This is a genomic window from Parvibaculum sedimenti (genome assembly GCF_009184905.1).
Lineage (GTDB): Bacteria > Pseudomonadota > Alphaproteobacteria > Parvibaculales > Parvibaculaceae > Parvibaculum > Parvibaculum sedimenti.
The window spans coordinates 106,020-132,306 of sequence record NZ_WESC01000006.1 but is presented as its reverse complement, the minus strand read 5'-3'; the positions used below and the strand labels follow the sequence as shown (position 1 = coordinate 132,306).

Annotated in this window: 28 protein-coding genes; 20 read left to right on the top strand and 8 right to left on the bottom strand. The window is 62.7% G+C overall.

The annotated features are described in order from the left end of the window. The first annotated feature begins 215 nt into the window (after positions 1 to 215). The 7 genes from F2P47_RS08125 (at position 216) to F2P47_RS08095 (ending at position 6,915) form a co-directional block, all read left to right on the top strand. Positions 216 to 1,505 carry a peptidylprolyl isomerase gene (locus F2P47_RS08125; protein WP_185681012.1) on the top strand — a complete coding sequence of 430 codons (1,290 nt, stop codon included), beginning with the start codon at positions 216 to 218 and terminating at the stop codon, positions 1,503 to 1,505. Between the two features lie 42 nt (positions 1,506 to 1,547). Further along, complete coding sequence (pdxA, locus tag F2P47_RS08120) at positions 1,548 to 2,558, top strand: 4-hydroxythreonine-4-phosphate dehydrogenase PdxA (protein WP_152215849.1); 1,011 nt, start codon at positions 1,548 to 1,550, stop codon at positions 2,556 to 2,558. After that, positions 2,555 to 3,397 (top strand): 16S rRNA (adenine(1518)-N(6)/adenine(1519)-N(6))-dimethyltransferase RsmA, encoded by an 843-nt coding sequence (gene rsmA / locus F2P47_RS08115; protein ID WP_152215848.1) that lies wholly within the window; start codon positions 2,555 to 2,557, stop codon positions 3,395 to 3,397. Before pdxA ends, rsmA begins: the two co-directional genes overlap by 4 nt. Before the next feature lie 86 nt (positions 3,398 to 3,483). Continuing rightward, complete coding sequence (locus tag F2P47_RS08110) at positions 3,484 to 4,533, top strand: alcohol dehydrogenase (protein ID WP_152215847.1); 1,050 nt, start codon at positions 3,484 to 3,486, stop codon at positions 4,531 to 4,533. Between the two features lie 61 nt (positions 4,534 to 4,594). Beyond that, complete coding sequence (locus F2P47_RS08105) at positions 4,595 to 5,599, top strand: glycosyltransferase family 10 domain-containing protein (RefSeq protein WP_152215846.1); 1,005 nt, start codon at positions 4,595 to 4,597, stop codon at positions 5,597 to 5,599. 88 nt (positions 5,600 to 5,687) lie between these two features. Next, positions 5,688 to 6,197: a Spy/CpxP family protein refolding chaperone gene (locus F2P47_RS08100; protein ID WP_185681011.1), complete on the top strand. Its 510-nt coding sequence runs from the start codon at positions 5,688 to 5,690 to the stop codon at positions 6,195 to 6,197. A 112-nt stretch (positions 6,198 to 6,309) separates the two neighbouring features. Then, positions 6,310 to 6,915, top strand: coding sequence for a Spy/CpxP family protein refolding chaperone (locus tag F2P47_RS08095; RefSeq protein WP_152215844.1), 606 nt, complete (start codon positions 6,310 to 6,312; stop codon positions 6,913 to 6,915). 4 nt (positions 6,916 to 6,919) lie between these two features. On the opposite strand, the gene gmk is transcribed toward F2P47_RS08095, so the two are convergent. The 7 genes from gmk to fabD all read right to left on the bottom strand — a co-directional run bounded on the left by gmk (position 6,920) and on the right by fabD (position 13,239). Next, positions 6,920 to 7,561, bottom strand: coding sequence for a guanylate kinase (gmk, locus tag F2P47_RS08090; protein WP_152215843.1), 642 nt, complete (start codon positions 7,559 to 7,561; stop codon positions 6,920 to 6,922). Beyond that, positions 7,551 to 8,450: a YicC/YloC family endoribonuclease gene (locus F2P47_RS08085; protein ID WP_152215842.1), complete on the bottom strand. Its 900-nt coding sequence runs from the start codon at positions 8,448 to 8,450 to the stop codon at positions 7,551 to 7,553. The genes gmk and F2P47_RS08085 overlap by 11 nt, the downstream gene beginning before the upstream one ends. A 68-nt stretch (positions 8,451 to 8,518) precedes the next feature. Further along, positions 8,519 to 9,652 (bottom strand): endolytic transglycosylase MltG, encoded by a 1,134-nt coding sequence (gene mltG / locus F2P47_RS08080; RefSeq protein ID WP_152215841.1) that lies wholly within the window; start codon positions 9,650 to 9,652, stop codon positions 8,519 to 8,521. Continuing rightward, a complete protein-coding gene (gene fabF, locus F2P47_RS08075) occupies positions 9,653 to 10,906 on the bottom strand; it encodes a beta-ketoacyl-ACP synthase II (RefSeq protein WP_152215840.1) in 1,254 nt (417 codons plus the stop codon). 152 nt (positions 10,907 to 11,058) lie between these two features. Continuing rightward, a complete protein-coding gene (locus F2P47_RS08070) occupies positions 11,059 to 11,298 on the bottom strand; it encodes an acyl carrier protein (protein WP_012112293.1) in 240 nt (79 codons plus the stop codon). Between the two features lie 247 nt (positions 11,299 to 11,545). Then, positions 11,546 to 12,283 (bottom strand): 3-oxoacyl-[acyl-carrier-protein] reductase, encoded by a 738-nt coding sequence (fabG, locus tag F2P47_RS08065; protein WP_152215839.1) that lies wholly within the window; start codon positions 12,281 to 12,283, stop codon positions 11,546 to 11,548. Positions 12,284 to 12,297: 14 nt separating this feature from the next. After that, the gene (fabD, locus tag F2P47_RS08060) at positions 12,298 to 13,239 is read right to left on the bottom strand and encodes an ACP S-malonyltransferase (protein ID WP_152215838.1); all 942 of its coding nucleotides are present in this window, start codon (positions 13,237 to 13,239) and stop codon (positions 12,298 to 12,300) included. A 223-nt stretch (positions 13,240 to 13,462) separates the two neighbouring features. Between fabD and F2P47_RS08055 the strand changes: the two genes are divergently transcribed. The 7 genes from F2P47_RS08055 (at position 13,463) to F2P47_RS08025 (ending at position 19,129) form a co-directional block, all read left to right on the top strand. Beyond that, positions 13,463 to 14,026 (top strand): hypothetical protein, encoded by a 564-nt coding sequence (locus F2P47_RS08055; protein WP_152215837.1) that lies wholly within the window; start codon positions 13,463 to 13,465, stop codon positions 14,024 to 14,026. Further along, on the top strand, positions 14,023 to 15,066 hold the full coding sequence (locus F2P47_RS08050; RefSeq protein WP_152215836.1) for a hypothetical protein: 1,044 nt from the start codon (positions 14,023 to 14,025) through the stop codon (positions 15,064 to 15,066). Before F2P47_RS08055 ends, F2P47_RS08050 begins: the two co-directional genes overlap by 4 nt. Positions 15,067 to 15,290: 224 nt before the next feature. Continuing rightward, positions 15,291 to 15,752, top strand: a complete 462-nt coding sequence (rpsF, locus tag F2P47_RS08045; protein WP_152215835.1) for a 30S ribosomal protein S6 — start codon at positions 15,291 to 15,293, stop codon at positions 15,750 to 15,752. Then, entirely contained in the window at positions 15,752 to 15,997 is a 246-nt protein-coding gene (gene rpsR / locus F2P47_RS08040; protein ID WP_152215834.1) for a 30S ribosomal protein S18, read from the top strand. Before rpsF ends, rpsR begins: the two co-directional genes overlap by 1 nt. A gap of 20 nt (positions 15,998 to 16,017) precedes the next feature. Next, positions 16,018 to 16,599, top strand: coding sequence for a 50S ribosomal protein L9 (rplI, locus tag F2P47_RS08035; protein ID WP_152215833.1), 582 nt, complete (start codon positions 16,018 to 16,020; stop codon positions 16,597 to 16,599). A gap of 136 nt (positions 16,600 to 16,735) precedes the next feature. Continuing rightward, positions 16,736 to 17,743 carry a TIGR00341 family protein gene (locus F2P47_RS08030; protein WP_185681010.1) on the top strand — a complete coding sequence of 336 codons (1,008 nt, stop codon included), beginning with the start codon at positions 16,736 to 16,738 and terminating at the stop codon, positions 17,741 to 17,743. 141 nt (positions 17,744 to 17,884) lie between these two features. Next, the gene (locus tag F2P47_RS08025; protein ID WP_152215831.1) at positions 17,885 to 19,129 is read left to right on the top strand and encodes a cyclopropane fatty acid synthase; all 1,245 of its coding nucleotides are present in this window, start codon (positions 17,885 to 17,887) and stop codon (positions 19,127 to 19,129) included. A gap of 20 nt (positions 19,130 to 19,149) precedes the next feature. Here the strand turns inward: F2P47_RS08025 and F2P47_RS08020 are convergent, their stop codons facing one another. Continuing rightward, the gene (locus F2P47_RS08020; RefSeq protein WP_152215830.1) at positions 19,150 to 19,542 is read right to left on the bottom strand and encodes a DoxX family protein; all 393 of its coding nucleotides are present in this window, start codon (positions 19,540 to 19,542) and stop codon (positions 19,150 to 19,152) included. A 307-nt stretch (positions 19,543 to 19,849) separates the two neighbouring features. Here F2P47_RS08020 and F2P47_RS08015 point away from each other — a divergent pair, with 307 nt between their 5' ends. Genes F2P47_RS08015 through F2P47_RS07990 form a run of 6 tightly spaced genes read left to right on the top strand, consistent with a single transcriptional unit; the run spans position 19,850 to position 26,244 of the window. Then, positions 19,850 to 21,349 (top strand): replicative DNA helicase, encoded by a 1,500-nt coding sequence (locus tag F2P47_RS08015; protein ID WP_152215829.1) that lies wholly within the window; start codon positions 19,850 to 19,852, stop codon positions 21,347 to 21,349. Next, positions 21,346 to 22,503 carry an alanine racemase gene (alr, locus tag F2P47_RS08010; RefSeq protein WP_246176802.1) on the top strand — a complete coding sequence of 386 codons (1,158 nt, stop codon included), beginning with the start codon at positions 21,346 to 21,348 and terminating at the stop codon, positions 22,501 to 22,503. The genes F2P47_RS08015 and alr overlap by 4 nt, the downstream gene beginning before the upstream one ends. Before the next feature lie 51 nt (positions 22,504 to 22,554). Beyond that, complete coding sequence (locus F2P47_RS08005; protein WP_152215828.1) at positions 22,555 to 23,328, top strand: MlaE family ABC transporter permease; 774 nt, start codon at positions 22,555 to 22,557, stop codon at positions 23,326 to 23,328. Positions 23,329 to 23,337: 9 nt separating this feature from the next. Continuing rightward, positions 23,338 to 24,114, top strand: coding sequence for an ABC transporter ATP-binding protein (locus F2P47_RS08000; RefSeq protein ID WP_152215827.1), 777 nt, complete (start codon positions 23,338 to 23,340; stop codon positions 24,112 to 24,114). After that, positions 24,114 to 25,529, top strand: coding sequence for a DNA repair protein RadA (gene radA, locus F2P47_RS07995; RefSeq protein ID WP_152215826.1), 1,416 nt, complete (start codon positions 24,114 to 24,116; stop codon positions 25,527 to 25,529). The genes F2P47_RS08000 and radA overlap by 1 nt, the downstream gene beginning before the upstream one ends. A 28-nt stretch (positions 25,530 to 25,557) precedes the next feature. Further along, on the top strand, positions 25,558 to 26,244 hold the full coding sequence (locus tag F2P47_RS07990; RefSeq protein WP_152215825.1) for a CvpA family protein: 687 nt from the start codon (positions 25,558 to 25,560) through the stop codon (positions 26,242 to 26,244). The last annotated feature ends 43 nt before the right edge of the window (positions 26,245 to 26,287 follow it).

Genomic DNA, 26,287 nt, shown 5'->3' with positions numbered 1-26,287 from the left:
CAGAAACTTGCGGCTTTTCGCCCGGGGTCCTCGGTTGATTAGGGCACCGATTGCAGTATTCTGTTCGCCTCAGGCCGGGGGCGTCCAGGCCAACACGGGAGGGGTCTTCGGCCCCCTTTGAAAAAATCATGAAGTCAATGAAGCTCGCGTGCTCTTTCACGCCTGCCGTAGCTACTGTGTCCCGGTTCCTGTCCACGCTCGCGGTGGTTTCGTGCGTGGGTCTGGCCAGCCCGATGTCCGTGCGCGCCGAGGAAGGCCTAGGCGCGCCGACACCCGATAGCCTGGGTCTCGATGCCGGGGCGGCGCCCGAAGCCGACAACACCGAGAGCATCGTTGCCATCGTCAACGACAAGATCATCTCGAAATACGACCTCGATCAGCGCGTCCGCCTCGTCATGGTGACGTCCGGCATTCCAAGTACGCCGGAAATGGTCAGCCGCATCCAGCGTCAGGTTCTCCGCAGCCTCATCGACGAACGGCTGGAGCTGCAGGAAGCCGCGCGCCTCGACCTCAAGGTCGATGAGAAGGAAATCGACCAGCAGCTCGCGCAGATCGCCGCGCGCGCGAACATGACGACGCAGGAGATCGAGAAATACCTGAAGGACAACGGCATCTCGCGCGACACGCTCGTTTCGCAGCTTTATGCCGATATCGCCTGGAACAAGGTGATCGAGCAACAGTTCGCGCCGCTGATCTCCGTCGGCGCGGATGAAGTGGACGAAGCGCTCAAGCAGCTCACCGAGCAAGCAGATCAGCCGCGCTATCTGCTTTCGGAAATCCTGCTCACCTTCGACAATCCCGAGCAGGAAGCCGAAGTCGTTTCCGGCGCGCAGCGCCTGGTCGAGCAGATGCGCCAGGGCGCACCCTTTGCTTCCGTCGCCCGGCAGTTCAGCAAGTCGGCCAGCTCCGCCAATGGCGGCGATATCGGTTGGGAACATGCGAGCCAGATGCCCGGTGACGTTGCCCCGATCGTGGAGAAAATGACGATTGGCGGCATTTCCGATCCGATCAAGACACTGAACGGCGTCTACATCGTCCAGCTTCGCAACAAGCAGACCGGCCTCGGCCCCGATCCCTTGCAGGACCGTTGGACCCTTGCGCATGTCCTGCTGCCGCTGACTCCGGATGCGCCGCAATCCATGGTCGCGCGCCGCGTCGGCGAAGCGCAAAAGCTCATGGCTGAGTTCAAGTCCTGCGAAGGTCTCGGCGATCAGGTCAAGCAGTTCGTCGGCGGCGTGTCCGAACCGCCGCGCGCGGTCATCTTCGGCCAGCTCGATCAGCGGCTGCGCGAGTCGCTTGGCGGCGCCAAACCCGGCCAGATGCTGAAGCCCATCCGCAGCCAGCAGGGCATCGAAATGATCGCGGTCTGCGACTATCAGGCCAATGCGGGCGGCGCTCCGACCCGCGACCAGATCGAGAACAATATCTTCTCGCAGCGGCTGGACATGATGGCTCGTCGGCATCTGCGCGACCTGCGGCGCGACGCCGTCGTCGACATCAGGTGATATAGTCCCGCGGCGCAAGCATCCGCAGGACGAGGATCTGCCATGACGAAAGCGGACAGGCCGCCACTCGCCCTCACCATGGGCGAGCCGGCGGGCATCGGCCCCGAAATCACGTTAAAGGCTTGGGCGGCGCGAAAGGACGAAGCGCTCCCGGCCTTTTTCGTCGTGGGCGCTCCTGCGCTTTACCATGAGGAGGCGCGGCGCCTCGGCGTCGAACTCGCGTTCCGCGAGATCGCGACGCCGGACGAGGCGAGCCGCTTCTTCGATGCGGCTCTCCCCATTCTGCCGGTATCGCTCGATGCCGCGGTGCAGCCCGGCCACCTCGCGCCAGCCAATGCCCGCGCCGTCATGCAGTCGATCGACATGGCCTGCGACCTCGCGCTGGCGGGCGAAGCCGCCGGAATGGTCACCAATCCGATCCACAAGCGCGCGCTCTACGAAGCCGGCCTGAAGGTTCCGGGGCACACGGAGTATCTGGCGGAGCGCACTGGCGGCGCGACACCCGTGATGATGCTCTCCTGCCCCGGCCTGCGCGTCGTGCCGGTGACCGTGCATCAACCGCTTGCGAGCGTCGCCACATCGCTCACCATCGCCATGATCGAGGAAAAGGGCATCATCCTCGCTCATGCGCTGCGCCGCGACCTCGGCATCGCGCAGCCCCGCATCGCCGTCGCCGGCCTTAACCCGCATGCGGGAGAGGAAGGCCATATCGGCCGCGAGGAAATCGACGTGATCATTCCCGCCCTCGCCGCCATCCGCGCGGCGGGCGCGGAAGTCTCCGGCCCTCTTCCGCCAGACACCATGTTCCATGCGGCCGCCCGCGCGCGCTACGACGCGGCGCTGTGCATGTATCACGATCAGGCGCTCATCCCGCTGAAGACCATCGACTTCGAGCGCGGCGTCAATACCACGCTTGGCCTACCCATTGTGCGGACCTCGCCCGACCACGGCACGGCGCTGGATATTGCCGGCCGCGGCCTCGCACACCCGGGCAGCCTCATCGAAGCGATCCGGCTTGCCGCCGAAATCGCCCGAAACCGGGCCGCCTCATGAGTGTCGACAATCTTCCGCCGCTGCGCGAGGTCATCTCGAAACACGGTCTCGGCGCGCTGAAGGCGCTCGGCCAGAACTTTCTGCTCGACCTCAATCTCACGGGCCGCATCGCTCGGGCCGCCGGTCCTCTGGAAGGCTATGAGGTGATCGAGGTTGGCCCCGGCCCTGGCGGTTTGACGCGCGCCCTGCTTGCCGAAGGCGCAACCCGCGTCATCGCCATCGAGCGCGACCGCCGCTGCCTCCCCGCGCTTCAGGAAATCTCCGCCGCGTATCCGGGCCGCCTAACCATCATCGAGGGCGACGCGCTGGAAACCGACATGGCGAGCCTCGTCAAAGGTCCCGCCCGCATCGTCGCAAACCTGCCCTACAACATTGCGACGCCACTCCTCGTCCGCTGGCTTCAGACGGAGCCCTGGCCGCCCTATTACGCGAGCCTGACGTTGATGTTCCAGAAGGAAGTCGCGGAGCGCATCGTCGCTCCCCCCGGCGGCAAGGCCTATGGCCGCCTGGGCGTGCTGGCGCAGTGGCGCTCGAAGCCCCGTATGCTTTTCGACGTCAATCGCAGCGCATTCACGCCGCCGCCCGCCGTCACTTCCACTGTTGTCGAACTCATTCCCCGCGCCGAACCGCTTGCGCCCGCCGACCCGGCCACCCTGGAGCGCGTGGTTGCCGCCGCCTTCGGCCAGCGCCGCAAGATGCTGCGCTCGAGCCTCAAATCGCTGCTGCCCGACCCGATCGCGATCATTGAGGAAGCGGGCATTAATCCGACGCAACGCGCCGAGGAACTTTCAGTCGAGGAATTCTGCGCGCTTGCCCGCGCCTATGTGGCATCGCGCTGACAAGGTTGTGGGCAAGCGTCCCGCATGCCAAATTGCCGGAAACGGGCGGCACAGACCGCCTTTTGTAGAGAGGACAGGAACACGCCATGAAATCTGAAGCCATTGTCGACTACGGCCAGCCGCTCAAGGAAATCATCAGCGAAACGCCGCAGCCCAAGGGCACGGAAGTGCTCCTCAAGGTGACCCATTGCGGCGTCTGCCATTCCGACGTCCATCTCCATGATGGCTATTTCGACCTCGGCGGCGGTAACAAGCTCGACGTCCGCGGCGGACGCAAGCTGCCTTTCACGCTCGGCCATGAAATCGAGGGCGAGGTCATCGCCATCGGCGAGGATGTGGAAGGCGTCACCGTCGGCCAGCGCCGCGTGGCCTTCCCCTGGATCGGCTGCGGCCAGTGCCCGACCTGCAAGCGCGGCGAGGAGCACCTCTGCAACAAGCCGGTCAATCTCGGCATTCAGGTCGCCGGCGGCTATGCAACGCATGTGATCGTGCCGCATCCGCGCTACCTCATCGACTATACCGGTGTGCCGCAGGGCCTCGCTGCAACCTACATGTGCTCGGGCCTCACGGCCTTCAGCGCGATGAAGAAGCTCGGCGACATCAGCCCCGAAGAACGTGTGCTCGTCGTCGGCCTCGGCGGCGTCGGCATGATGGGCCTGCAATTCGCCAAGGCGATGTTCGAAAACGCGCCGCTCGGCGCCGACGTGGACGAGCAGAAGCTTCAATCCGCAAAGGGCACAGGCGCCCATGAGGTTTACAATCCGAAGGATCCGGAAGCGCTGAAGAAGCTTCTCGCGGATACCAATGGCGGTGTGCCGGCAGCAGTCGATTTCGTCGGTTCAGAGGCCTCGCTGAAATTCGCGACGGGTGCCGTGCGCAAGGGCGGCCAGGTCGTCGTCGTCGGCCTGTTCGGCGGCGGGTTCTCCATGCCGATCCCGATGTTTCCGATGCGCGCCATCTCCATCGGCGGCTCCTATGTGGGTTCGCTCGCCGAGACGCTCGAAATGATGGAACTCGTGAAGGCGGGCAAGATCGATCCGATCCCCGTTCAGGAACGTCCGCTCTCCGAAGCCTCGAAGACACTCGACGATCTGCGCGCCGGCCATGTGCTCGGCCGCGTGGTGCTGAAGCCCTGAAATCGAATGCGGAGGCCGGGTTCGCGCCCGGCCACCCCTCGCCGCCAGAAGAGGCCCGTCAATGACCTCTCGCCCGGAACTCTCCGTCAGCTTCCACAATTTCTGGCCCGGCTTCGATCCGAAGACTTTCTTTCTGACGCGCGAATTGATGCGGCGGTTCAACCTCCGATTCGACTTGTGCGGCCGCGACCTGCAATTCTTCAGCGTCTTCGGCAAGGAACTCGTGCCCACAAGAGGCCGGGAGCGCGCGCTGCGTGTCTGGTTCAGCGGCGAGGTTTTTGAACCTTCCCGCATGATCTACGATCTGCATTTCGGCTCGCTGCCGGAATCGCTTTGGGGCAAACGCTGGGTGCGATGCCCCGTATGGTCCGCAGGAATCAATTGGTGGGATGACACCTCGCCCTACTCTCCTTCACATCTGCTCGCGGAACGACGGTTCGAGCCGCGCGAAAAGTTCTGCAACTTCATTTATTCGAACCGCACATCCTTCCGTACCGAATTCTTCGACCTCCTCGGCAAACGCCGCCGTGTCGATAGTTGCGGACGTGTACTGAACAATGTCGGTGACCCTTGCGTCGACAAGTTCAAGGCGGTGAGCGAATATCAATTCACCATCGCTTTCGAGAATGCGCTCTCGCCTGGCTATGTCGCCGAGAAGCTGATCGACCCGATCGTCGCCCGTTCCATCCCGATCTATTGGGGCGCCTCTGAAGCGAAGACCGACTTCAATTCCGACGCCTTCATCTTCGCGCGTGATTTCCAGAGCTTCGACGATCTCGCCGATCACGTCATCAAGGTGAGCGACAGCCGCGAAGCGATGGAGCGGCTCGTCACCGCGCCTGTCTTTCCGGACAACAGAATCCCGGAGCAATTCACCGCCTCTCACTATGTCAACCTGATCGTTGAGGCCCTTTCCACGCCGCAAACGACCATCGAACGCCACGCGCTGAATGACACTCTCATTGCCGACCAGCCCGGCTATTCCCGCAAGGGCAAGGGCCTGGAACGGCTGGGCAAGCGCATCGGAAAGCACGTCGCAAGGTTTGCCCGTATGCCGTTGCGCTGACGCCCGCTCACACGGGCATTGATCGGCCTCAATGCGACCTCCGGCAAGCCAACACAAAGTTGCGTGCGCTCCAAAAAAGGAGGCCAACATGAGTCTCCGTGCGTTCGTGTTCATTGGATTGCTTGCGCTCCCCGGCGCATCTGTCGCCATAGCCCAGGAAACGCCGTCGCCGCAGCAGGTCAGAACCTCTGCGACAATGGGCTCCAGCCCGGATTCGGGCATGATGATGGGGGGCTGCGACACGACGACCTACGGCGCGTCAGCTGCGGACAGCGCCAATTATGGCGACAGTCGCATTGCCTTGCTCAAATCCGGTCTGAAGATCACGGATGCTCAGGAGCCAGTCTGGAATGACTACGCCAATGCGTTGCGCGCTACTTCCGAGGTTATGGCCAGCATGCGCAAGCAGATGATCGGCACCTTCGAGCAGAACGATCGATCGAGCATGACGGTTCATGATCTGCATATCGACGCGATGAGTTCGAGGCTTCCCGCGCTTGAGGCACTCAGACCGGCGACCATCGCGCTTTACAAGGCGCTTTCCGACGAACAGAAGAAAAAGGCCGACGCGCTGCTTCCCGCCATGGAGTGCATATAACGGTACGCGGACAGGCAAGCCGAAATCCATTCACACGAATATTGATCGGCCTCAATGTAACCAGGGGCGGATGCGCATAGCCTGGCGCTCTCATTCAACAGAGGAGGCCACCATGAATCTCCGAACATGCGCACTCATCGGGCTGCTCGCGCTCTCCGGCACATCTGTCGCAATGGCACAGGAAGCACCGGCGCCACAGCCCGGCAGCGGGTCCACGATGATGGGTCAAGGCTGGGGCGGCGGAATGCGGGGCGGCGGCTGGGGCCAGGGCATGATGGGCTATGGCGGCGGACGTGGTTACGGCCAAGGCATGATGGGTGGCGGTTGGGGTGCCGGAATGATGGGCGGCGGCTGCGGCATGATGGGCTATGGCGCAGCGGGCGGCGACTTTGACACTTATGTCGAAGGCCGCATCGCCTTCCTCAAGGCCGAGCTCAAGATCACCAAGGAACAGGAAGCTGTGTGGCAGGAGTATGCAGACGCGTTGACGACGAATGCGCAAGTCATGGCCAGCATGCACAAGCAGATGGCCGAGGCATTCCAGAAAGGCGACAATTCGCCGATGCAGTTCTTCGATCTTCATATCAATGCGATGAAGTCGAGGCTCGCCGCGCTCGAAGCGCTAAAGCCGGCGACCGAAGCGCTCTATAAGGCGCTATCCGCCGATCAGCGCAAGAAGGCTGACGATGTGCTGCCGATGATGGGCGGCTGCATGTAAAGCGTTACAGCGTATCGCGCAGCCGCTTCACGAAGTCCGACAGGCCGGTCAAGCGCCGGCGGCGCAGGCGCTCGGCCTGAAGGATCGAGTGCAATTCGCCAAAGGCCCGCTCCACATCGTCATTGATGATGATGTAGTCGTATTCCTGATAATGGCTGATTTCGTCCGACGCTTTCGCCATGCGAGCCGCGACGACTTCGGCGGAATCCTGCGCGCGCACGTTGAGGCGCCGCTCCAGATCCTGAACCGATGGCGGCAACACGAAGACCTTCACGAGGTCTTCGTGCGCGACCTCGTCGAGCTGCTGCACACCCTGCCAGTCGATGTCGAAAAGAACGTCATGCCCCAGCGAAAGCGCGTTCTCGACCGGCGCGCGCGGTGTGCCGTAGTAGTTGTCGAAGACCTTGGCGCTTTCGAGAAATTCACCGCGATTGCGCATCAGCCCGAAATCCTCGGTGCTGACAAAATAATAGTCCCTGCCCTCGACCTCGCCGGGGCGTGGCTTCCGTGTCGTTGCGGAAACCGACATGGTGATCTGCGGATCGCTTTCGAGAAGCTTGCGCGACAACGTCGTCTTGCCCGCACCGGACGGCGAAGACAAAGCCAGCATCAGGCCCCTGCGGCCCACGAGTTCCTTATTCGACATTCTGGATCTGCTCGCGCAACTGATCGATCACGGCCTTGAGTTCGAGTCCGATACGCGTGAGGCTAACATCGGCGGCCTTGGAACAAAGCGTATTCGCCTCGCGGTTGAATTCCTGCGTCAGGAAGTCGAGCCTTCGGCCCGCAGGTTCACCGCCCGCGAAAAGCTCGCGCGCCTGCGCCACATGCGCGATGAGACGGTCGATCTCTTCGCGTACATCGGCCTTTGTAGCGAGCAGCGCGGCTTCCTGCGCGAGCCTTTCCTCGGAAAGCGCGGGCGATGCGCCGAGAAGCTCGGCCACCTGCGCCTTGAGCCGTGTACGGATCACCTCGATCCCGGTGGCGGGCGACGCCGCCGCCTGCCGCGTCAGCCTTTCGATCTCATCCACCTGGTCGCTCAGAATGCGTTCGAGCTTTCGTCCTTCCTCGCCCCGCGCACGGGCAAGCGAAGCGGCAGCTTCGGAGAAGGACACAAGCACGAGCTTTTCGAGCGCAGCATGGCCTTCCTCGTCCTCCTCGGTCTCGCATGTTTCGAGAACGCCCTTGAGCGCGAGAATGCCTTCCGGCCGCGGCGGCATCACCTCGATGCGCTGCTGAAGCGACGCAAGCGCCGCCAGCACCGCGTCGAGTGCATCCTGATTAACGCGAAGCGGCGCGGCGCCACGCACACGATCAACGGTCAGCGTCGCCTGCACATTGCCGCGCTTCAAATGCCGCGCCAGCTCTTCGCGCAAGCGCGCTTCCACGCCCTCGAAGCCGGACGGCAAGCGGAAGCGCACGTCGAGCCCCTTGCCGTTTACGCTGCGAAGCTCCCAATGCCAGCGCACAAGGCCGGCCTCGGTGCCACTCTCGCCATCGGCGCGGGCGAAGCCTGTCATGCTGGTCAACGGCATATTGCGGGCCTTCCTGGAATCACTGTGAAACGTTTTCAACTATAGCAGCGCACGGGGCGCGGACCGACTCAGCCGCCAACATGGCGCGCTGGCGCCTTGAGGGGGATTACCGGCTTGGTCCCGGCTGTCCTTTCCTCGGCTGCCTTGACGGGCACCTGCACGGCCTTTTTCTCGACCTGTCGCCAGCGAGCGACGTTGCGGCCATGATCGGCCAGCGAACTCGCAAACGCATGCCCGCCCGTTCCATCGGCGACGAAATAGAGGTCGTTGGTCTCGGGCGGATTCAGCACCGCCTCGATCGAGGCGCGGCCTGGATTGCAGATCGGCGTCGGCGGCAATCCGTCCACCTGATAGGTGTTGTAGGGCGTTACGCGGTCGAGTTCGCTCTGGCGGATCGGCCGTCCAAGCGGGCCCTTGCCGCCCGTGATGCCGTAAATGATCGTCGGATCTGACTGGAGGCGCATGGGCTTGCGCAGCCGGTTGACGAAGACAGCCGCAACCTTTGGACGTTCGGCGGCGAGCCCGGTTTCCTTCTCGACGATGGAAGCGAGAATGATCGCCTCCCTCTGCGTCTTGTAGGGAAGGTTCGCAGTGCGGTGCGGCCATGCTTCGTTGATGAGCGCGGATGCCGACTTCTGCATACGCTGGACGATCTGCGCTCGCGTCGTGCCGCGTGAGAAATTGTAGGTCTCCGGCAGAAGCGAACCTTCGGCGGGAACCGGTGGCATGTCGCCCGTAAGCACGGGGTCTGCTCTTACGATCTCCATCGCCTCCTGGCTCGTCAAACCCTCGGGTACCGTGATCCGGTGAACGATCGACTTGCCTTCCCTCAGGATACGGACGATGTCGGCCATGCTCGCATGGGCGGGAATTTCATATTCGCCCGCCTTGAGCGCACCCGCAGCACGATTGAGCTCAACGGCCAGCCGGAAAATGCCGGTCTCGTCGAGCACATGCGCCTCGCGCAGACGTTCGGCAATGGAGGAAAGCCCATGCCCCGGCGCGAGCCAGACGACAGTCGGCGCCGCGGCAGGCCCGGGGGCATTGAAACGCCATTTGCCATAAAGGAAAGCGCCACCCGCAATAAGGGCGGCGCTCATCGGGAGAACGACGATCAGGCCGAGAAGGAAGCGGCGGACGAGGCCTGGTCGCGCTTCGGTGCCAGGCTCGCCTGCCTCTCCGGTGTCTGCCCCGTCGGACAATCAATCAACCTTCTTCAGGACCAGCGACGCATTGGTTCCGCCGAACCCGAAGGAATTCGAAAGAGCGTAATTGACTTCCTTCCGGCGCGCCTTGTGCGGCACCAGGTCGAGTTCCGTCTCGACATCCGGATTGTCGAGATTAAGCGTCGGCGGCAAGATCCCGTCACGAATGGCGAGTGTGCAGAAGATCGCTTCGACGGCACCCGCGGCACCGAGCAGATGGCCGATCGACGACTTCGTCGAGGACATCGAAACCTTGTTCACCGCATTGCCGAGAAGGCGCGTCACGGCACCGAGTTCGATCGTGTCGGCCATGGTGGACGTGCCATGCGCGTTCACATAGTCGAGATCGGAAGCCGAGATGCCGGCACGCTTCAGCGCGGCCTGCATGGAGCGGAAACCACCATTGCCATCTTCCGGCGGCGCGGTGATGTGGTACGCATCGCCCGAAAGGCCGTAGCCGACAACTTCTGCATAGATCTTCGCGCCACGGGCCTTCGCATGCTCGTATTCTTCGAGCACGACGACGCCGGCGCCCTCGCCCATGACGAAGCCGTCGCGGTCCTTGTCATAGGGACGCGAGGCACGCGTGGGCTCATCATTGAAGCTGGTGGATAGCGCTCGGCAGGCGGCGAAGCCGGCGATGCCGATTCGGCTGATGGCAGATTCAGCACCGCCCGCGACCATGACGTCAGCATCGTCGAGCGCGATCAAACGCGCCGCATCGCCGATCGCATGCGCGCCGGTCGAGCAGGCTGTCACGACCGCATGGTTCGGCCCCTTGAGCCCATGCTGAATGGAGACATAGCCGGAGGCGAGATTGATGAGGCGTCCGGTGATGAAGAAGGGGCTCACGCGGCGCGGGCCCTTTTCCTGAAGAATGAGCGCCGTCTCGGCAATGCCCTGAAGACCGCCAATGCCCGAACCGATCATCGTGCCCGAGCGCCACTGTTCTTCGTCGGTCTTGGGGTGCCAGTTCGCGTCATCCAGCGCCTGCGTGGCGGCGGCGACAGCGAAGACGATGAAATCGTCGACGCGCTTCGATTCCTTGTGGTCCATCCAGTCGTCGGAGATGAACGCACCCTCGCCCTCGCGGGGGACAGGCATCGCAATTTTGCAAGGCAGGTCGGAGACGTCGAAATTCTCGATCCGGCGGGCCGCTGACTGGCCATCGAGAATACGCTTCCAGGTTACGTCGACGCCGCAGCCAAGCGGCGAAACCATGCCAAGTCCGGTAATGACGACCCGTCTCATATCGGTCCCTACTCCCCATCGCCCGCAGCGATCGAGCGCGGGGCTGCCCTACTTGATAATCGAAGAAGAGCCGGCGAGACCTGACCGGCGCGCCGGATCCGAAGACGCTGCAGAGCGCGGGACCGATAGCCCCGCGCTCCACAAGACCGAAGTCAGGACTTCGCGTTCGCCTTGACGAACTCGATCGCGTCTTTGACGGTCAGGATCTTCTCGGCCGCATCGTCCGGAATCTCGACGCCAAATTCTTCTTCGAACGCCATGACCAGCTCGACATTGTCGAGGCTGTCGGCGCCGAGATCATCGATGAAGCTCGCGTTCTCAGTCACCTTGTCGGCGTCGACGCCGAGGTGCTCGACCACGATCTTCTTCAAGCGTTCCGCGATATCACTCATTTTAAGTCCTCAGATTCCCTGTTTTGACCGGCTTCACGCCCCGTCCCCATTGCCTCAGGCTTCAGGGAAACAACGCGATTGAATTCGGCGGAAAGACTGCACCTCTTCTGGCCCATTTCAAGGCTAGATCGCAAGCCAAATCGAGGTGCCTAGGTAACACACTTTTCAGCATGGTGCCAGCAAAGGCACCCTACTGCCATAGGCAACTATCACACTGATTTCGTTTACCTTTTCGCCGCGAAAAAGATCAGATCATCGCCATGCCGCCATTGACATGGATGGTCTGACCGGTCACATAGGCCGCTTCGTCGCTGGCCAGATAGACCGCCGCGGCGGCAATCTCGGCCCCTTCGCCGAGCCGCCCGGCGGGAATCGTTCCCAGGATCTTGGCCTTCTGATCGTCGTTCAAAGCGTCCGTCATGGCGCTGCGTATGAAGCCCGGCGCGATGCAGTTCGCCGTGATATTGCGGCTCGCCACTTCCTGCGCCAGCGCCTTCGTCATGCCAATCATGCCGGCCTTCGAGGCGGCGTAATTGCCCTGCCCCGGATTGCCGGTGACGCCGACGACTGAAGTGATTCCGATGATGCGGCCGAAACGGCGTTTCATCATGCCGCGCAGGCTCGCCCGCGACAGACGGAAAGCTGCCGTGAGGTTGACGCGGATAACCTCGTCCCACTCCTCGTCCTTCATCCGCATGAAGAGATTGTCCCGCGTGAGGCCTGCATTGTTGACCAGAATGTCGAGCGAGCCCATGGCCTCTTCCGCCTGCTTCGGCAGCGCGTCGACAGCGGCGCTGTCCGAAAGATTGCAGGGGAGCACATGGGTGCGGGCCCCAAGCTCGGCGGCCAGCGCATCGAGCGCGTCCTTGCGCGTGCCGGAGAGAGCGACCGTCGCGCCCTGCTTGTGAAGGGCGCGGGCGATGTCTGAGCCGATGCCGCCTGAAGCGCCGGTGACCAGCGCGTTTTTACCTGTGAGGTCGAACATAGGGGCTCCCCGGATCAGATTGTTTTCAGAAAGGCTTCGACGTCGGCGGGCGTACCGACCGAAACGGTCTCGGGCTCCTGCGCGATGCGCTTGATCATGCCCGCAAGCGCCTTGCCGGCGCCGACTTCGACGTAACGCGAGACGCCCTGCGATTCCATATAGAGAACGCTTTCGCGCCAGCGAACCATGCCGGTCACCTGCTTGACCAGCAAGTCGCGAATGGTCGCGGGGTCCGCGACGCGCGAGGCGGTGACATTGGCAACGAGCGGAACGGAGGGCGTCTTGATCTCGACTTCTGCCAGCGCCTCGGCCATTTCAGCCGCGGCGGGCTGCATCAGCGCGCAATGGAACGGCGCACTCACCGGCAGCGCCATGCTGCGCTTCGCGCCCTTCGTTTTGGCGATCTCGATGGCGCGCTCGACCGCCGCCTTGTGGCCCGAGACCACGACCTGACCACCGCCATTGTCGTTCGCCGCTTCGCAGACCTCCCCCTGCGCCGCTTCCTTGGCGACATCCGACGCCGCATCGAAATCAAGACCGAGCAGAACGGCCATCGCGCCGACGCCGACGGGCACCGCACGCTGCATGGCCTGGCCGCGGCGCTTCAGAAGGCGCGCCGTATCGGCAATGGTGAAGCTGCCGGCTGCGGCAAGCGCGGAATATTCGCCGAGCGAATGCCCCGCTACGAAAGCGGCCTTGTCGGCAAGCTTGAAGCTGCCTTCCTTTTCAAGGGTACGCACGACCGCGAGGCTCACCGCCATAATCGCCGGCTGGGCGTTTTCGGTCAGCGTCAGGTCTTCCTGCGGGCCTTCCCACATCAGCTTGGAAAGCTTTTGGCCGAGGGCCTCGTCGACCTCCTCGAAAACCTCGCGGGCCGAGGCGAAAGCCTCTCCCAGCTCCCGGCCCATGCCGACCGCCTGCGATCCCTGCCCCGGAAAGGTGAAAGCCCTGCTCATCGACGCTCCCTGCATATCCAGCAAAACCCGGACTGCTCGCGGCCCGGCTGGTCCACAGAGATACAGGCTCAAAGAGGGGTGTCAAGACAACGAGGCCCCGACGACCCCGACGCGAAGGCAGGCAGGCCTTTCTCAGACCGGAACATTCTCGTCTCCCGCGCGCTTGCCTGATTCATTCGGCCGGTGCTGAAGTCCAGGCGAGCAAGAGGCGGAAGGGGATGTTTTGAGCGGACACAATCCCGTCATACCGGCCAACGCGGCAACGCATAGCGCAAGCCTCGATACACGGACCCAGCCGCTTCATGCCGTCGAAAACGCCGCCGCGCTCGTCCTTCCCTACGCCGCCTGCCTCTATGCCATCATCCGCTCGATCAAGGCGTTCGGGACATACAGCCACGACGATCACATGTATATCCCGGCGGCTTCGCTCTTCCCGCATCTGGCGCTCTATCGGGAAATTCCCTTTGTCCAGACACCTCTGAGCATTTTCATTTACGCGCTTCTGAAGTTGCTCGTCGGTCCGGCCTACCTCTACCTGGCCGCGAAACTCGCTTCTGTTTTGCTGGTGTTGGGGGTGACGGCGATCAGCGCAAAAACAGCGTACCGACTATTTCCAAGGCCCTATGTGCCGTGGACCGCCGCCACCCTGATTCTGCTGAATGCCCACATTTTCGCGAACATGTCCGAAGCGGCCAATTATGCGCTTCCTCTCTTCCTCTCTTCCTCTTCGCTCTTGCCTGTTATCTGCACATCGCCAAACCGGAAAGGCCGACCTGGGGAGCGTTGACCGGACTGCTCATGGGGCTGGCCGCCTCTGGCAAGATAAGCTTCCTGGTACTCGCGGGCGCAGTCGCTCTGCTGTTCCTTATCGATCGGCGACGGCGCCCGCTGACAGTTCATTATTTGGCCGGTTGCGCCGTCGGGATTCTGCCATGCGTCTACTATCTCGTGATCGACAGGTCGGATTTTCTGTTTCTGAATTTCGAATTCCATCTCCTCACCAACCAGTTCCGTGGCCTCACTTTCTTCGGTTCGGTGATATCGGTAATGGATGGCTGCCTTGATTTTGCAATATTCGCCATTCCGCTTCTGGCGCTGGTTGCTGCGGCCTTTATCCTTGCACGGAGGGACTGGCGGGAGTTCGATTGGCCGGCGTTCCCGCTTTCGGCGCGAGAAAAACTCAACATCGCGAAAGTAGCCATCATCTTTGTCGCTGCCGTGATCGCGGCGGTCCTGCCGATGATCTATTTCCTGCAATACTGGAGCACCCCCGCCCTCGTGCTCATCGTCCTTTCGGTTCCCGCCGCCGCGATGATCGCGGATCGCTCGTCCACATTCAGAACCACAATGATGGTGGGCTCGCTCATTCTGATCGGCCTGTCCTCCGCCCATGATCTTCGGGGCCTTGGCCGACAGGGGGCGGACAACTACCCTCCCGTCCTCGTCATGCGCGCCCAGGAGAGCATTTCGCGGCTCCTCGGCGATTCACTTGGCAAGCACCCCGGATGCGTCACCGAAATCCTGAGTGCCAGCGCGGTTCCGGCCCTCGGAAGCGGGGTGCCCCTTTCGCCGGGAAGCGCGGCGGGCGAATTCCTGTTCAGGATCGACGGCGTGCTTCAGGCAAAAAAGCCCGAATTCCGCAAATATTCCGACGTGACTCGCTATCTCGGCCCGGCGACCGGCCTTCTAACCGGATATTATGGTAATCGGGAATTCGAGCACCGGATGGTCGCCTATGCCGCCTCGCATGGCTTCATCCTCGCGGGCACCTTCAAATACCCCAAGGCGCCGCTTTCGCTTTACCTGCCGCCTGAATGCCGTAGCTAGGGCGCGCAAGCCCATCTCCGCTTGCTTTCAACCCCGCTTTCCTTATATTGCGCCGCTTCTGAAGGTCTCGGCTGGAGGCTGAACGGCGCACCGTGTCCCTTGAAGGGCGCGGCAGGGAGAAATCCCGGGCTCCGGTGTCTCCGCTTCTTTGGTGGTCCTTTCGAGCCTTTTGGGGCTCAAAGGGGGCTTTGCGCCGGGGCCGGATACATATGGGAAAAGGCTCAATGGCTCTTTACGAGCATATTTTCATTGCGCGTCAGGACGTGACGCAGCAACAGGTCGAGGCGCTCGTCGAGCAGTTCTCGAACATCCTCAAGGAAAACGGCGGTTCCGTCGCGAAGACCGAATACTGGGGTCTGCGTAACCTTGCCTACAAGGTGAAGAAGAACCGCAAGGGCCACTACGCCCTCCTCAACATCGACGCGCCGGCTGCCGCCGTCGCCGAAATGGAACGCCAGCAGGGCATCAACGAAGACGTTCTGCGCTTCATGACCACCCGCGTCGAAGAGCATGAAACCGGCCAGTCGGCCATGCTCCAGAGCCGTGGCAGCCGCGACGAGCGCGGCGGCGGTGGCCGTGGCGACCGCTTCGACCGTGGCGACCGTCCCCGTGGCGGCGACCGTGGCGACCGTCCCCGTTTCTCGCGCGATCGTGAAGAAGCCGCTTCGGAAGGGATTGAAGAATAATGAGCACCTCAGCAGCCCCCGCGCGCCGGCCCTTCTTCCGCCGCCGCAAGACCTGCCCGTTCTCCGGCGCCAACGCTCCGAAGATCGACCACAAGGACGTGAAGCTCCTGCAGCGCTACGTTTCGGAGCGCGGCAAGATCGTCCCGAGCCGCATCACGGCGGTCTCCGCCAAGAAGCAGCGTGAGCTCGCCCGTGCCATCAAGCGCGCGCGTTTCCTCGCCCTCCTGCCCTACGTCATCGGCTGAGCCCGGAAAAGGAGACAGACATGCAAGTCGTACTTCTGGAACGGGTCGAAAAGCTCGGTCAAATGGGCGATGTGGTTAAAGTGAAGGACGGCTTTGCCCGTAACTTCCTGCTGCCTCGCAAGAAGGCGCTCCGCGCCACCAAAGAGAACCTTGTGCGTTTCGAGGCGCAGCGTGCGCAGCTCGAAGCCCGCAATCTCGAACTCAAGTCGGAAGCCGAGCAGGTCAAGACCAGGCTCGACGGCCAGACCTTCGTCGTCCTCCGTCAGGCTGGCGAAACCGGTCACCTCTACGGTTCGGTCAACGGCCGCGATATCGCCGATGCGGCGACCGCGGGCGGTTTCTCGACCAACCGCAACCAGATCGCGCTCGAGCATCCGATCAAGACGATCGGCCTCCATCAGGTGCGCGTCGTCCTCCACCCCGAAGTGTCCGCGACGATTTCGATCAACGTCGCCCGCTCCGAGGAAGAGGCCAAGCGCCAGGCCGCCGGTGAAGACCTCACCCGCCGGACCGAGGAAGAGGACGAGATCGACGAAGCCGAATTCTTCGAATCCGAAGAAGCGGCCCCCGCCGAAGACGAGACGGAAGCTGAAGAAGCCTGATCCTCTCCGGTCCAGACCGAAAGAGACACGAAACGCCGCCCTTCGGGGCGGCGTTTTTTGTTGGCCGAGCGGCCTCTGCGTTGGCAACCTGTGTGTCGGGATCCAATGCCACCACGGTTTCAGGAAGGGGATCTGCGTGCCCATACGTCTGATTGAGGTTGTCGCCAAATCAGGACACGCCGACACGCTGGAGGCGATCGCGCGCCAGTTCAACGCGCTGGATTGCCGAATCGCCACGCCCGACGAAACGGGTATCCAGTCTGTCCGCATTCTGGCGCACTCCGACAAGCAACAGGAACTCGTGGATCAGTTGCAGGGCGCACTGGGTGCGGAAGCCGGCTGGCGCCTTATCATCCTGCCGGTCGATGCCATCATCCCCGACCCCGAACCGCAGGAGGATGCCCGCAGAACCGCCACCGCCACGCTGCGAGAACAGCTTTATGTGGAAGTCTCGCGCGGGGCGCGGGCCGATGCGACTTTCGTCCTTCTGGTGCTCCTCTCGACGGTCGTCGCCGCCATCGGCCTCTTCAACAACAATGTCGCCGTGGTCATTGCGGCCATGGTCATCGCACCGCTGCTTGGCCCCAATGAGGCGCTCGCCTTCGGCAGCGCACTCGGCGACCGTGAGCTCATCATCCGCGCCGCGCTGACCAATGCTCTCGGTCTCGGCCTTGCCATCGCCGCCGCAGCCTTTGCCGGCTACTTGTTGCCCGAAAGATTTTCAGGCCCAGAACTGATAGCCCGTACACAGATCGGTTATGACAGCATCATCCTCGCACTTGCAGCGGGAGCTGCCGGCGCGATCTCGCTGACCACCAGCGTATCAAGCGCGGTAGTCGGCGTCATGGTCGCGGTCGCGCTTATGCCCCCGGCCGTCGCCCTTGGCTACATGCTGGGCACCTGGCGGGTCGACATGGCGCTCAGCGCCGGAACCCTGCTTGCCATCAACATCGTTTGCATCAATCTAACCGCCCAGATCGTTTTTCTCATCAGAGGCATAAGGCCCCGGACCTGGTACGAACGGCGGGGCGCGAAACAATCCACCCTTGTCAGCCTGATCGTCTGGACGACGCTCCTCGCGGTGCTCCTCGTGATCGTCTATCTCATCCGCCATTCAGCCGGAGGCGTCGCGATACCGCTCTAGAGGTGAGAGCGGCACGCATTTTTTTATTGATTCTAATCTGGGTTTAACTTTTCATAGCCGAGCAAGGCAAATCGTACGAACCTGGATCGGTCGCGTACTGACGGGAACCGATCTCGCGTCAACTCTGGTAACGGAGGTTGTATGCTGTTCGGTGTGCTTCTGAAACAGGTCGTCAAGCGTGGCTCTCTCCGCCTGATCGACCATGACGGCAAAGTCAGGACATATGGCGACGGCACGGGCCGCCTGCTGACCATACGCCTGCGAGACAAGGGCTTGCATGTCGCCCTTGCCACCAATCCCTATCTCAAGCTCGGCGAAGCCTATATGGACGGTGCGCTTACCATCGACCAGCCGGCCACCATCTACGAACTTCTCGACCTCATACTCGGCAATCTCGGCACCAGCTATCCGAGCCGGGCCTTCAAGGCCTATGCCGCCCTCAGACGCATGAAGCGGCGCATCGACCAGCACAACCCCATCGGCAAGGCGCAAGAGAACGTCGCTCATCACTACGATCTCGACGGCGGCATCTACGATCTCTTCCTCGACGCCGACAAACAATATTCCTGCGCCTATTACGCCAATCCCTCAATGAGCCTCGAAGAGGCGCAACTCGCCAAAAAGCGCCATATCGCGGCGAAACTCCAGATAGAGCCTGGCATGAAACTGCTCGATATCGGATGTGGCTGGGGCGGACTCGCGCTGACGCTGGCGGAGGAAACAGGCGCGCTCGTCACCGGCGTCACATTGAGCCGCGAACAGCACAAGATCGCGAGCCAGCGCGCGGTGGAACGCGGCCTTGCCGATCGCGTCCAGTTTCACCTGCAGGACTACAGAACGCTCACCGACAAGTTCGACAGGATCGTCTCCGTTGGAATGTTCGAGCATGTCGGCGTCGGCCACTACGGCGAATATTTCAACGGCGTAAAAAATCTGCTTAACGAGGATGGCGTCGCGCTCATCCACACGATCGGGCGGCTTGATCCGCCCGGAGCAACCAATCCATGGATCGCTAAATATATCTTCCCCGGCGGCTATATTCCCGCCCTGAGCGAAATGGCGGCGGCCGTCGAAAAAACCGGCCTCTTCATGACCGATCTCGAAGTGCTGCGGCTCCACTATGCCGAGACGCTGAAGGAATGGCGCCGCCGCTTCATGGCGAAGCGCGACATCGCGGCAAAGATCTATGACGAGCGCTTCTGCCGCATGTGGGAGTTTTATCTCGCGGGATCGGAAACCTCGTTCCGCCACGAGGGCATGGTCAACTTCCAGCTTCAACTGACGAAGAAGATCGACGCACTGCCCCTCACCCGCGATTACATGGGCGAGCGTGAGCGCGATCTCTCCATCGCCCCCCTCGAGCGGCGCCTACGCGCGGGCGACTGATCGCCCGCGCCAGTCTGCGATCAGGCCTTGCCGCGATTGTCGATGCTGTATGCACCTGCGCCATGGGCGACGAGCTGCAGGAAACCGCCCGCCATGGCAAGGTTCTTCATGAACATGATGAACATCGTCTGATCGGCGAAGTCATTGTGGAAGATGAGGCCGGTGACGATGCAGAAGCCTGCCAAGAGGAAGGCGACAATCCGCGTCTGATAGCCGATCAGGATCAGGGCGCCGCCGCCCAGTTCCACGATCAGGGTCAGCACATAAGAGACCTCAGGCAGAGGGATGCCCTTCGAGGCGATGTAGCCGATCGTGGCCGTCGCCGACGTGGCCTTGCCGATACCGGCGATGATGAAGATAAGGCTCAACAGCAGACGGCCGAGAGGCGCGGCCAACCTGGTCAGGGAATCCATCTTGTTCTCCACAATTAATGCGCCTTTCCGACGCGCTGCGAAGAGAACTCTAGGCTCAGGCTCAACGTGCTGACTACGGCGCGAATGACAATGAATTGTTGCAGCCAAGGAACAATGCCCGCACCTAAGCGACTCGGTTTATAGTTCTTTCGTCCACAGGCTTTCCGGCACGAATATCCCTTTCCAGGCAATGCCTTGGAGATGTCGCGTCGAGTTATCAATGCCTGTGGAAAAGTTTGGTGGGGACGGCCGCCGTACCGCCGCATTCGGTACTTCACCCACGTTGTGCTTCGCGTAAAACGAGACCATGGAAAACACATCGCAAGCTTTCGCCAGCGTACCCGACGATGACGGCACTCAGGGCTACCGCGTCCCGCCGCACAACATCGAGGCGGAGCAGGCGCTGCTTGGCGCCATCCTCGTCAACAACGAAGCCTATGACAGGCTTTCGACATTCCTTGAGGCGGGGCATTTCTTCGACGCGCTGCATGGCCGCATCTATGAAGCTGCCGCGAAGCTCATCACGGCGGGCCACCTCGCCTCTCCGGTGACGCTGAAGAACTTCTTCGAGCGCGACGAGGCCCTGGCCGAAATCGGCGGGCCACAATATCTGGCGCGGCTCGCGGGCGCAGCGACGACCATCATCAACGTGGAAGAGTATGGCCGCACTATCTATGAACTCGCGATCCGCCGCGAGCTCATCCAGGTCGGCGGCAGCATTCACAATCGCGCCTATGACGCACCGATCGACGACACGCCCGCGCAGCAGATCCTCGAGGCGGAACAGGCTCTTTATCAGCTCGCCGAGCAGGGCAAATACGAAGGCGGCTTCAGAGGTTTCCACGAGGCGCTCAAGGGCGCGATCGACATGGCCGCCGCCGCCTATGAGCGCGACGGTGGACTGTCGGGCATTTCGACGGGCTTGCGCGATCTCGACAAGATGATGGGCGGCTTGCAACCGTCCGACCTCATCGTCCTTGCCGGCCGCCCATCGATGGGCAAGACGGCGCTGGCCACCAACATCGCCTTCAATGCGGCCAAGGCCTACAAGGCCGAGCATCACGCCGACGGCACAGTCGATGTGAAGGACGGTGCCATCGTCGGCTTCTTCTCGCTCGAAATGTCCTCCGAGCAGCTCGCGACGCGACTTCTCGCCGAGCAATCGGGCGTACCGTCGGAAAGCATTCGCCGCGGCCGCATCCAGGAAGAGGAATTTCATGCGCTGGTCGAGGCCTCGCGCGAATTGCAGAGCATCCCGCTCTATATCGACGATACAGGCGGCCTTACCATTGCGACCGTCGCGGCCCGCGCCCGTCGTCTGAAGCGTCAGCGTGGCCTCGGCCTTCTCGTCATCGACTACCTTCAGCTTCTTGCCGGTTCCGGCAAGTCGGGCGAAAACCGCGTGCAGGAAGTGACTCAGATCACGACCGGCCTCAAGGCGCTCGCCAAGGAACTCAACGTGCCCATCATCGCGCTCTCGCAGCTTTCGCGTCAGGTCGAAGCGCGCGACGACAAGCGGCCCCAGCTTTCGGACTTGCGTGAATCGGGCTCGATCGAGCAGGACGCCGACGTGGTGATGTTCGTGTTCCGCGAGGAGTATTATGTTCAGCGCCGCGAGCCGCGCGAAGGCACACCCGAGTATCTCGCCTGGCAGGAAGAAATGAACCAGGTCCATGCGCTCGCCGAAGTCATCATCGGTAAGCAGCGCCATGGACCGACTGGCACCGTTAAACTACAGTTCGAGGCCAATGTGACGCGCTTCGGGGATCTCATTGCCGAAGACCATCTGCCGGACCGTATGTCTTGAGCCTGCCCGAATTCTTCCGCGATGAAGCGGCCGCCGGTTTCGATCCGGCATCCGCCTCCACGATCCTTACCGTCGACCTCGATGCCATTGCCGCGAACTACCGGCACTTACGCTCGATCGGCGGGGGGGCTGATGTGGCTGGCGTGGTCAAGGCGGATGCCTATGGGCTGGGCCTTGCGCCGGTGGCGGAAACACTCGCCTGTGCGGGCTGCACCACCTTCTTCGTCACCGACACAGATGAGGGCATCGCGCTGCGCGTGGCGCTTCCCGGCGCCACCATCTATGTGACGAATGGGCTGACGCCCGGCGCAGCCGCCCTTTATCGCGGCCATGGGCTGCGGCCATGCCTCGGCAGCCTCGCGGAAGTCGAGGAGTGGAGAAAGGTCGCGAGCCATGCCGGTATGGCGCTCCCCGCCGCCCTTCACTTCGACACGGGAATGAGCCGTCTCGGCTTCGACGAGGTTGAAGCAGCCCGTCTCACCGCGGAACCCGCGCTCATCGCCGGAATCGACGTCACGCTCGTCATGAGCCACCTCGCCTGTTCGGACGAGCCGGAGCACCCGCTCAATGCCATCCAGCTCGCCCGCTTCAAGCCGATCCGCGACGCCTTCGCCTCAAGGCCTGCGAGCTTCGCCAATTCGGGCGGCGCATTGCTCGGTCCCGACTATTGCTTCGACCTGATCCGCAGCGGCTACGGCCTCTATGGCGGCACGTCGGGGCCCGGACCGAGCCCCTTCCGTCCCGCCGTTCGGCTGGAAACAAGGGTGCTGCAAATCCGCGACGTGCCCCCGGGCATCACCGCAGGCTATGGCGCGACCTGGGAGGCCAGGGGCCCGCGCCGGCTCGCCACCCTCGCTACCGGCTACGCAGATGGATATTTCCGCAGCCTCGCGGCCAGCGGGCGGGTATATGTGGGCGGGCACTACGCCCCCCTTGCGGGCCGGGTCTCCATGGACCTCCTGACCGTCGACCTGACCGGCGTACCCGAGGGCGCGGTGAAGCGCGGCGACTTTGCCGAACTCATCGGGCCTCATGTAACCCTCGACGAAGTCGCTGACCGGGCGGGCACAATCGGCTATGAGGTGCTGACGCGCTTGGGCGATCGCGCCAAGCGGCTCTACACTGGCGGCCATCTTACGGTCCCAGAATCATAAATTCGGCCGATGTGCCTTAGCATGCCGGCCACCCACTCGCGGGGAGCAGCCTTGAATTTTTTCGCAATTATCGGCCGGGTCGTGCTGGCGCTGCTTGCCGAGATTGGCCACCTCGCGGTCTTCACATGGGCCAGCATCAGCCACATCTTCAGGCCGCCCTTCTTCTGGCGCCTGCTCGGCCAGCAGATGATGAGGATCGGCTACTTCTCGCTTCCCGTCGTCGCGCTGACCGCCTTCTTCACCGGCGGCGCGCTGGCGCTCCAGATCTACTATGGCGGCAGCACGATCAATTCCGAAAGCATCGTCGCCACCATCGTCGCGCTCGGCATCACGCGTGAACTCGGGCCAGTCATGGCGGGTCTCATGGTCGCGGGCCGCGTCTCGGCGGCCATCGCGGCAGAGCTCGGCACCATGAAAGTGACCGAGCAGATCGACGCGCTGACCACGCTCTCGACCAATCCTTATAAATATCTCGTCACGCCGCGCATCGTCGCCGCCGTCATCACCCTGCCGCTCCTCGTCTTCATCGCGGACATTCTGGGCGTGATGGGCGGCTTCATCATCTCGACGGCGAGCCTCTCGTTCAATCCGGGCGTCTACGTGCAGAACACGGTCAACTTCCTGAAGGCCGACGACGTAACCTCGGGCCTCATCAAGGCAGGCGTCTTCGGTTTCGTCATTGCGCTAATGGGCTGCTTCCAGGGCTTCAACTCGAAGGGCGGCGCGCAAGGCGTGGGCCGCGCGACGACGAATGCCGTCGTCACGGCGTCGATCCTCATTCTGGCGTCGAATTATGTGATGACGTCGCTCCTCTTCGCGAAGTGAGACCTCAGAATGACTGACACGCCCAAGATCGAACTGAGGAACGTCACCAAGCGTTTCGGCTCCAAGGTGGTGCTCGACAATCTGAGCCTTGTCGTGCCGAAGGGAAAATCGCTCGTCGTCATCGGCGGTTCGGGTACCGGCAAGTCCGTCATGCTCAAATGTGTGCTGGGCATCCTGCGCCCCGAAAAAGGTGAAATCTTCGTCGACGGAGAAAATGTTCTGAAGATGTCGACGAGCGAACGCGAGCAGACGCTACGCAAATTCGGCATGCTCTTTCAGGGCGCCGCCCTCTTCGACAGTCTTCCCGTCTGGCAGAACGTCGCCTTCGGCCTGATCCAGGGACGCAAGATGAAGCGCAAGGAGGCGAAGGACGTCGCCATTGCAAAGCTCGCCAAGGTCGGCCTCGGCCCGGAAGTGGGCGAACTCTACCCTGCGGAGCTTTCGGGCGGCATGCAGAAACGCGTGGGCCTTGCTCGCGCCATTGCCGCCGATCCCGAAATCATCTTCTTCGATGAGCCGACCACCGGCCTCGACCCGATCATGGCCGACGTCATCAACGATCTCATCATCGACAGCGTGAAGGATCTCGGCGCGACTGCGCTTTCGATCACGCACGACATGGCGAGCGCGCGCAAGATCGCCGACGAGATCGCCATGATCTACAAGGGCCGCATCATCTGGGCCGGTCCGCGCTCGGAGATCGATTCCAGCGGCAACGACTATGTGGATCAGTTCATCCATGGCCGCGCCACCGGCCCCATCAAGATGGACGTGTTGAAACCCTGATGGCCCGCGCCTCGCGCAACTTCGTCTGCCAGTCCTGCGGCGCGGTTACTCCGCGCTGGGCGGGGCGGTGCGAATCCTGCGGCGAGTGGAACACGATCGTCGAGGAAGTCGCCGAAAGCTCCGGCGTCGCGGGCGGGCCCGCAAAAAGCGGCGGCAAGAAGGGGCGACACATCGAACTCGTCTCGATGGCGGGCGAAACGGCCGACCCGCCGCGCCTCGTCACCGGCGTTGCCGAATTCGACCGCGTGTGCGGCGGCGGTCTCGTTCCGGGCTCGGTGCTGCTGGTCGGCGGCGACCCCGGCATCGGCAAGTCGACGCTTCTTCTGCAAGCCATGGCGGCGCTCGGAACCCGGGGCGCAGACGTTGTCTATATCTCCGGCGAAGAGGCGATCGCTCAGGTCCGCATGCGCGCGCGCCGTCTGGGCCTTGCAGAGAGCCCTGTGAAGCTCGGCGCGGAAACGAATCTCAAGGACATCGTGTCGACGCTCGAAGGTGGCAAGGCGCCTGCCGCCGTCGTCATCGACTCGATCCAGACCATGTGGACCGACGTGCTCGAATCCGCACCCGGCACCGTGAGCCAGGTGCGCGCCACCGCGCAGGATCTCGTCCGCTTCGCGAAGCGCTACAACACGGCGGTCATTCTGGTCGGCCATGTCACCAAGGACGGGCAGATCGCAGGCCCCCGCGTCGTCGAACATATGGTCGATTGCGTACTCTACTTCGAAGGCGAACGCGGCCATCAGTTCCGCATTCTTCGCGCGGTGAAGAACCGCTTCGGCCCGGCGAACGAGATCGGCGTCTTCGAGATGGGCGAGCTCGGCCTTCAGGAAGTGCCGAATCCCTCCGCCCTCTTCCTCGGCGAACGCGACGGCGAGACCAGCGGCTCGGCGGTCTTCGCCGGGATCGAGGGAACGCGCCCCGTCCTCGTCGAGATTCAGGCGTTGGTTGCGCAAAGCTCGCTCGGCACGCCGCGCCGCGCCGTGGTGGGCTGGGACTCGGGCCGCCTCTCCATGGTTCTTGCCGTGCTCGACGCGCGCTGCGGCCTGACGCTGGCAGGCCAGGACGTCTATCTGAACGTCGCCGGTGGACTGCGAATCAACGAGCCCGCGGCCGACCTCGCCGTCGCGGGGGCGCTGGTCTCCTCGATCACGGGCAACGCACTTCCTTCCGACTGCGTCATATTCGGGGAAATCAGTCTCTCGGGTGCGATCCGCCCCGTCAGCCAGATGGAAGCGCGGCTCAAGGAAGCCGAGAAACTGGGCTTCCGCCGCGCCATCCTGCCCGCCTCGACCGCGCGGCAGCGGCCTTCGACAGGCCTCGCTCTGACCGAAATTTCCGACCTCGCGGGCCTCGTCGCCCACCTCGCCGCGGGCGAAGCGAAGCGGCCGCGCGAGCGCCGGAAGGGCGATGTATGATAAGCTGTCTGTCTCAGGGAGGGTTTGAGTGACGCTTTTCGACGGCATCGTAATTGGTGTTCTTCTGATCTCGAGCGTGCTCGCGATGCTTCGCGGCTTCACGAACGAGGTGCTGTCGATCCTCGCCTGGGTCGTCGGGGCATTGGCGGCGCTCTGGCTTTTCCCCTATGTGACCCCCCTCCTTCGCTCCGTGATCTCGCCGGACTGGTTGGCTGCGGTCGCCGCAGCCATTGGCATCTTCATCGTCGGATATGTGCTGGTGGCGGCCTTCACGGTGCGCTGGGCCGATCACCTGCTGGCGCTGCACGATCAGGCCGAAAGCCTCGACAGGACGCTGGGCTTCGTCTTCGGTCTCGCCCGGGGCCTCTTGATTGTCACCGTGGCATACCTATTTTTTGCATGGCTGGTACCCAATCCCGCCGATCAGCCAGACTGGATCAGGAACGCCCGCCTGCGGCCCATGGTCGAACAATCCGCCGCTACCCTTTTCACTCTGGCGCCGTCCGGCACACGCCGTGAGCCGCTATTTGAGACGCCGAACCAGCCCGCCCGTGCGAACGGAGCACAGCGGCAACCGGCCGCCGAGCCGCGCCCTTCCGCGGCAAATGCGCCGTCCGCATCGCCCTCGAATTCTGCCGCTGACACGGGCAAGGACGACGGCTATAACACCTCCGAACGGAGGGGTCTCGACAGGCTGTTCGAGAGTACTGAGTAACGCATACCCCTTTGGGAGCGCATCGGATGTACCAACAATTGTC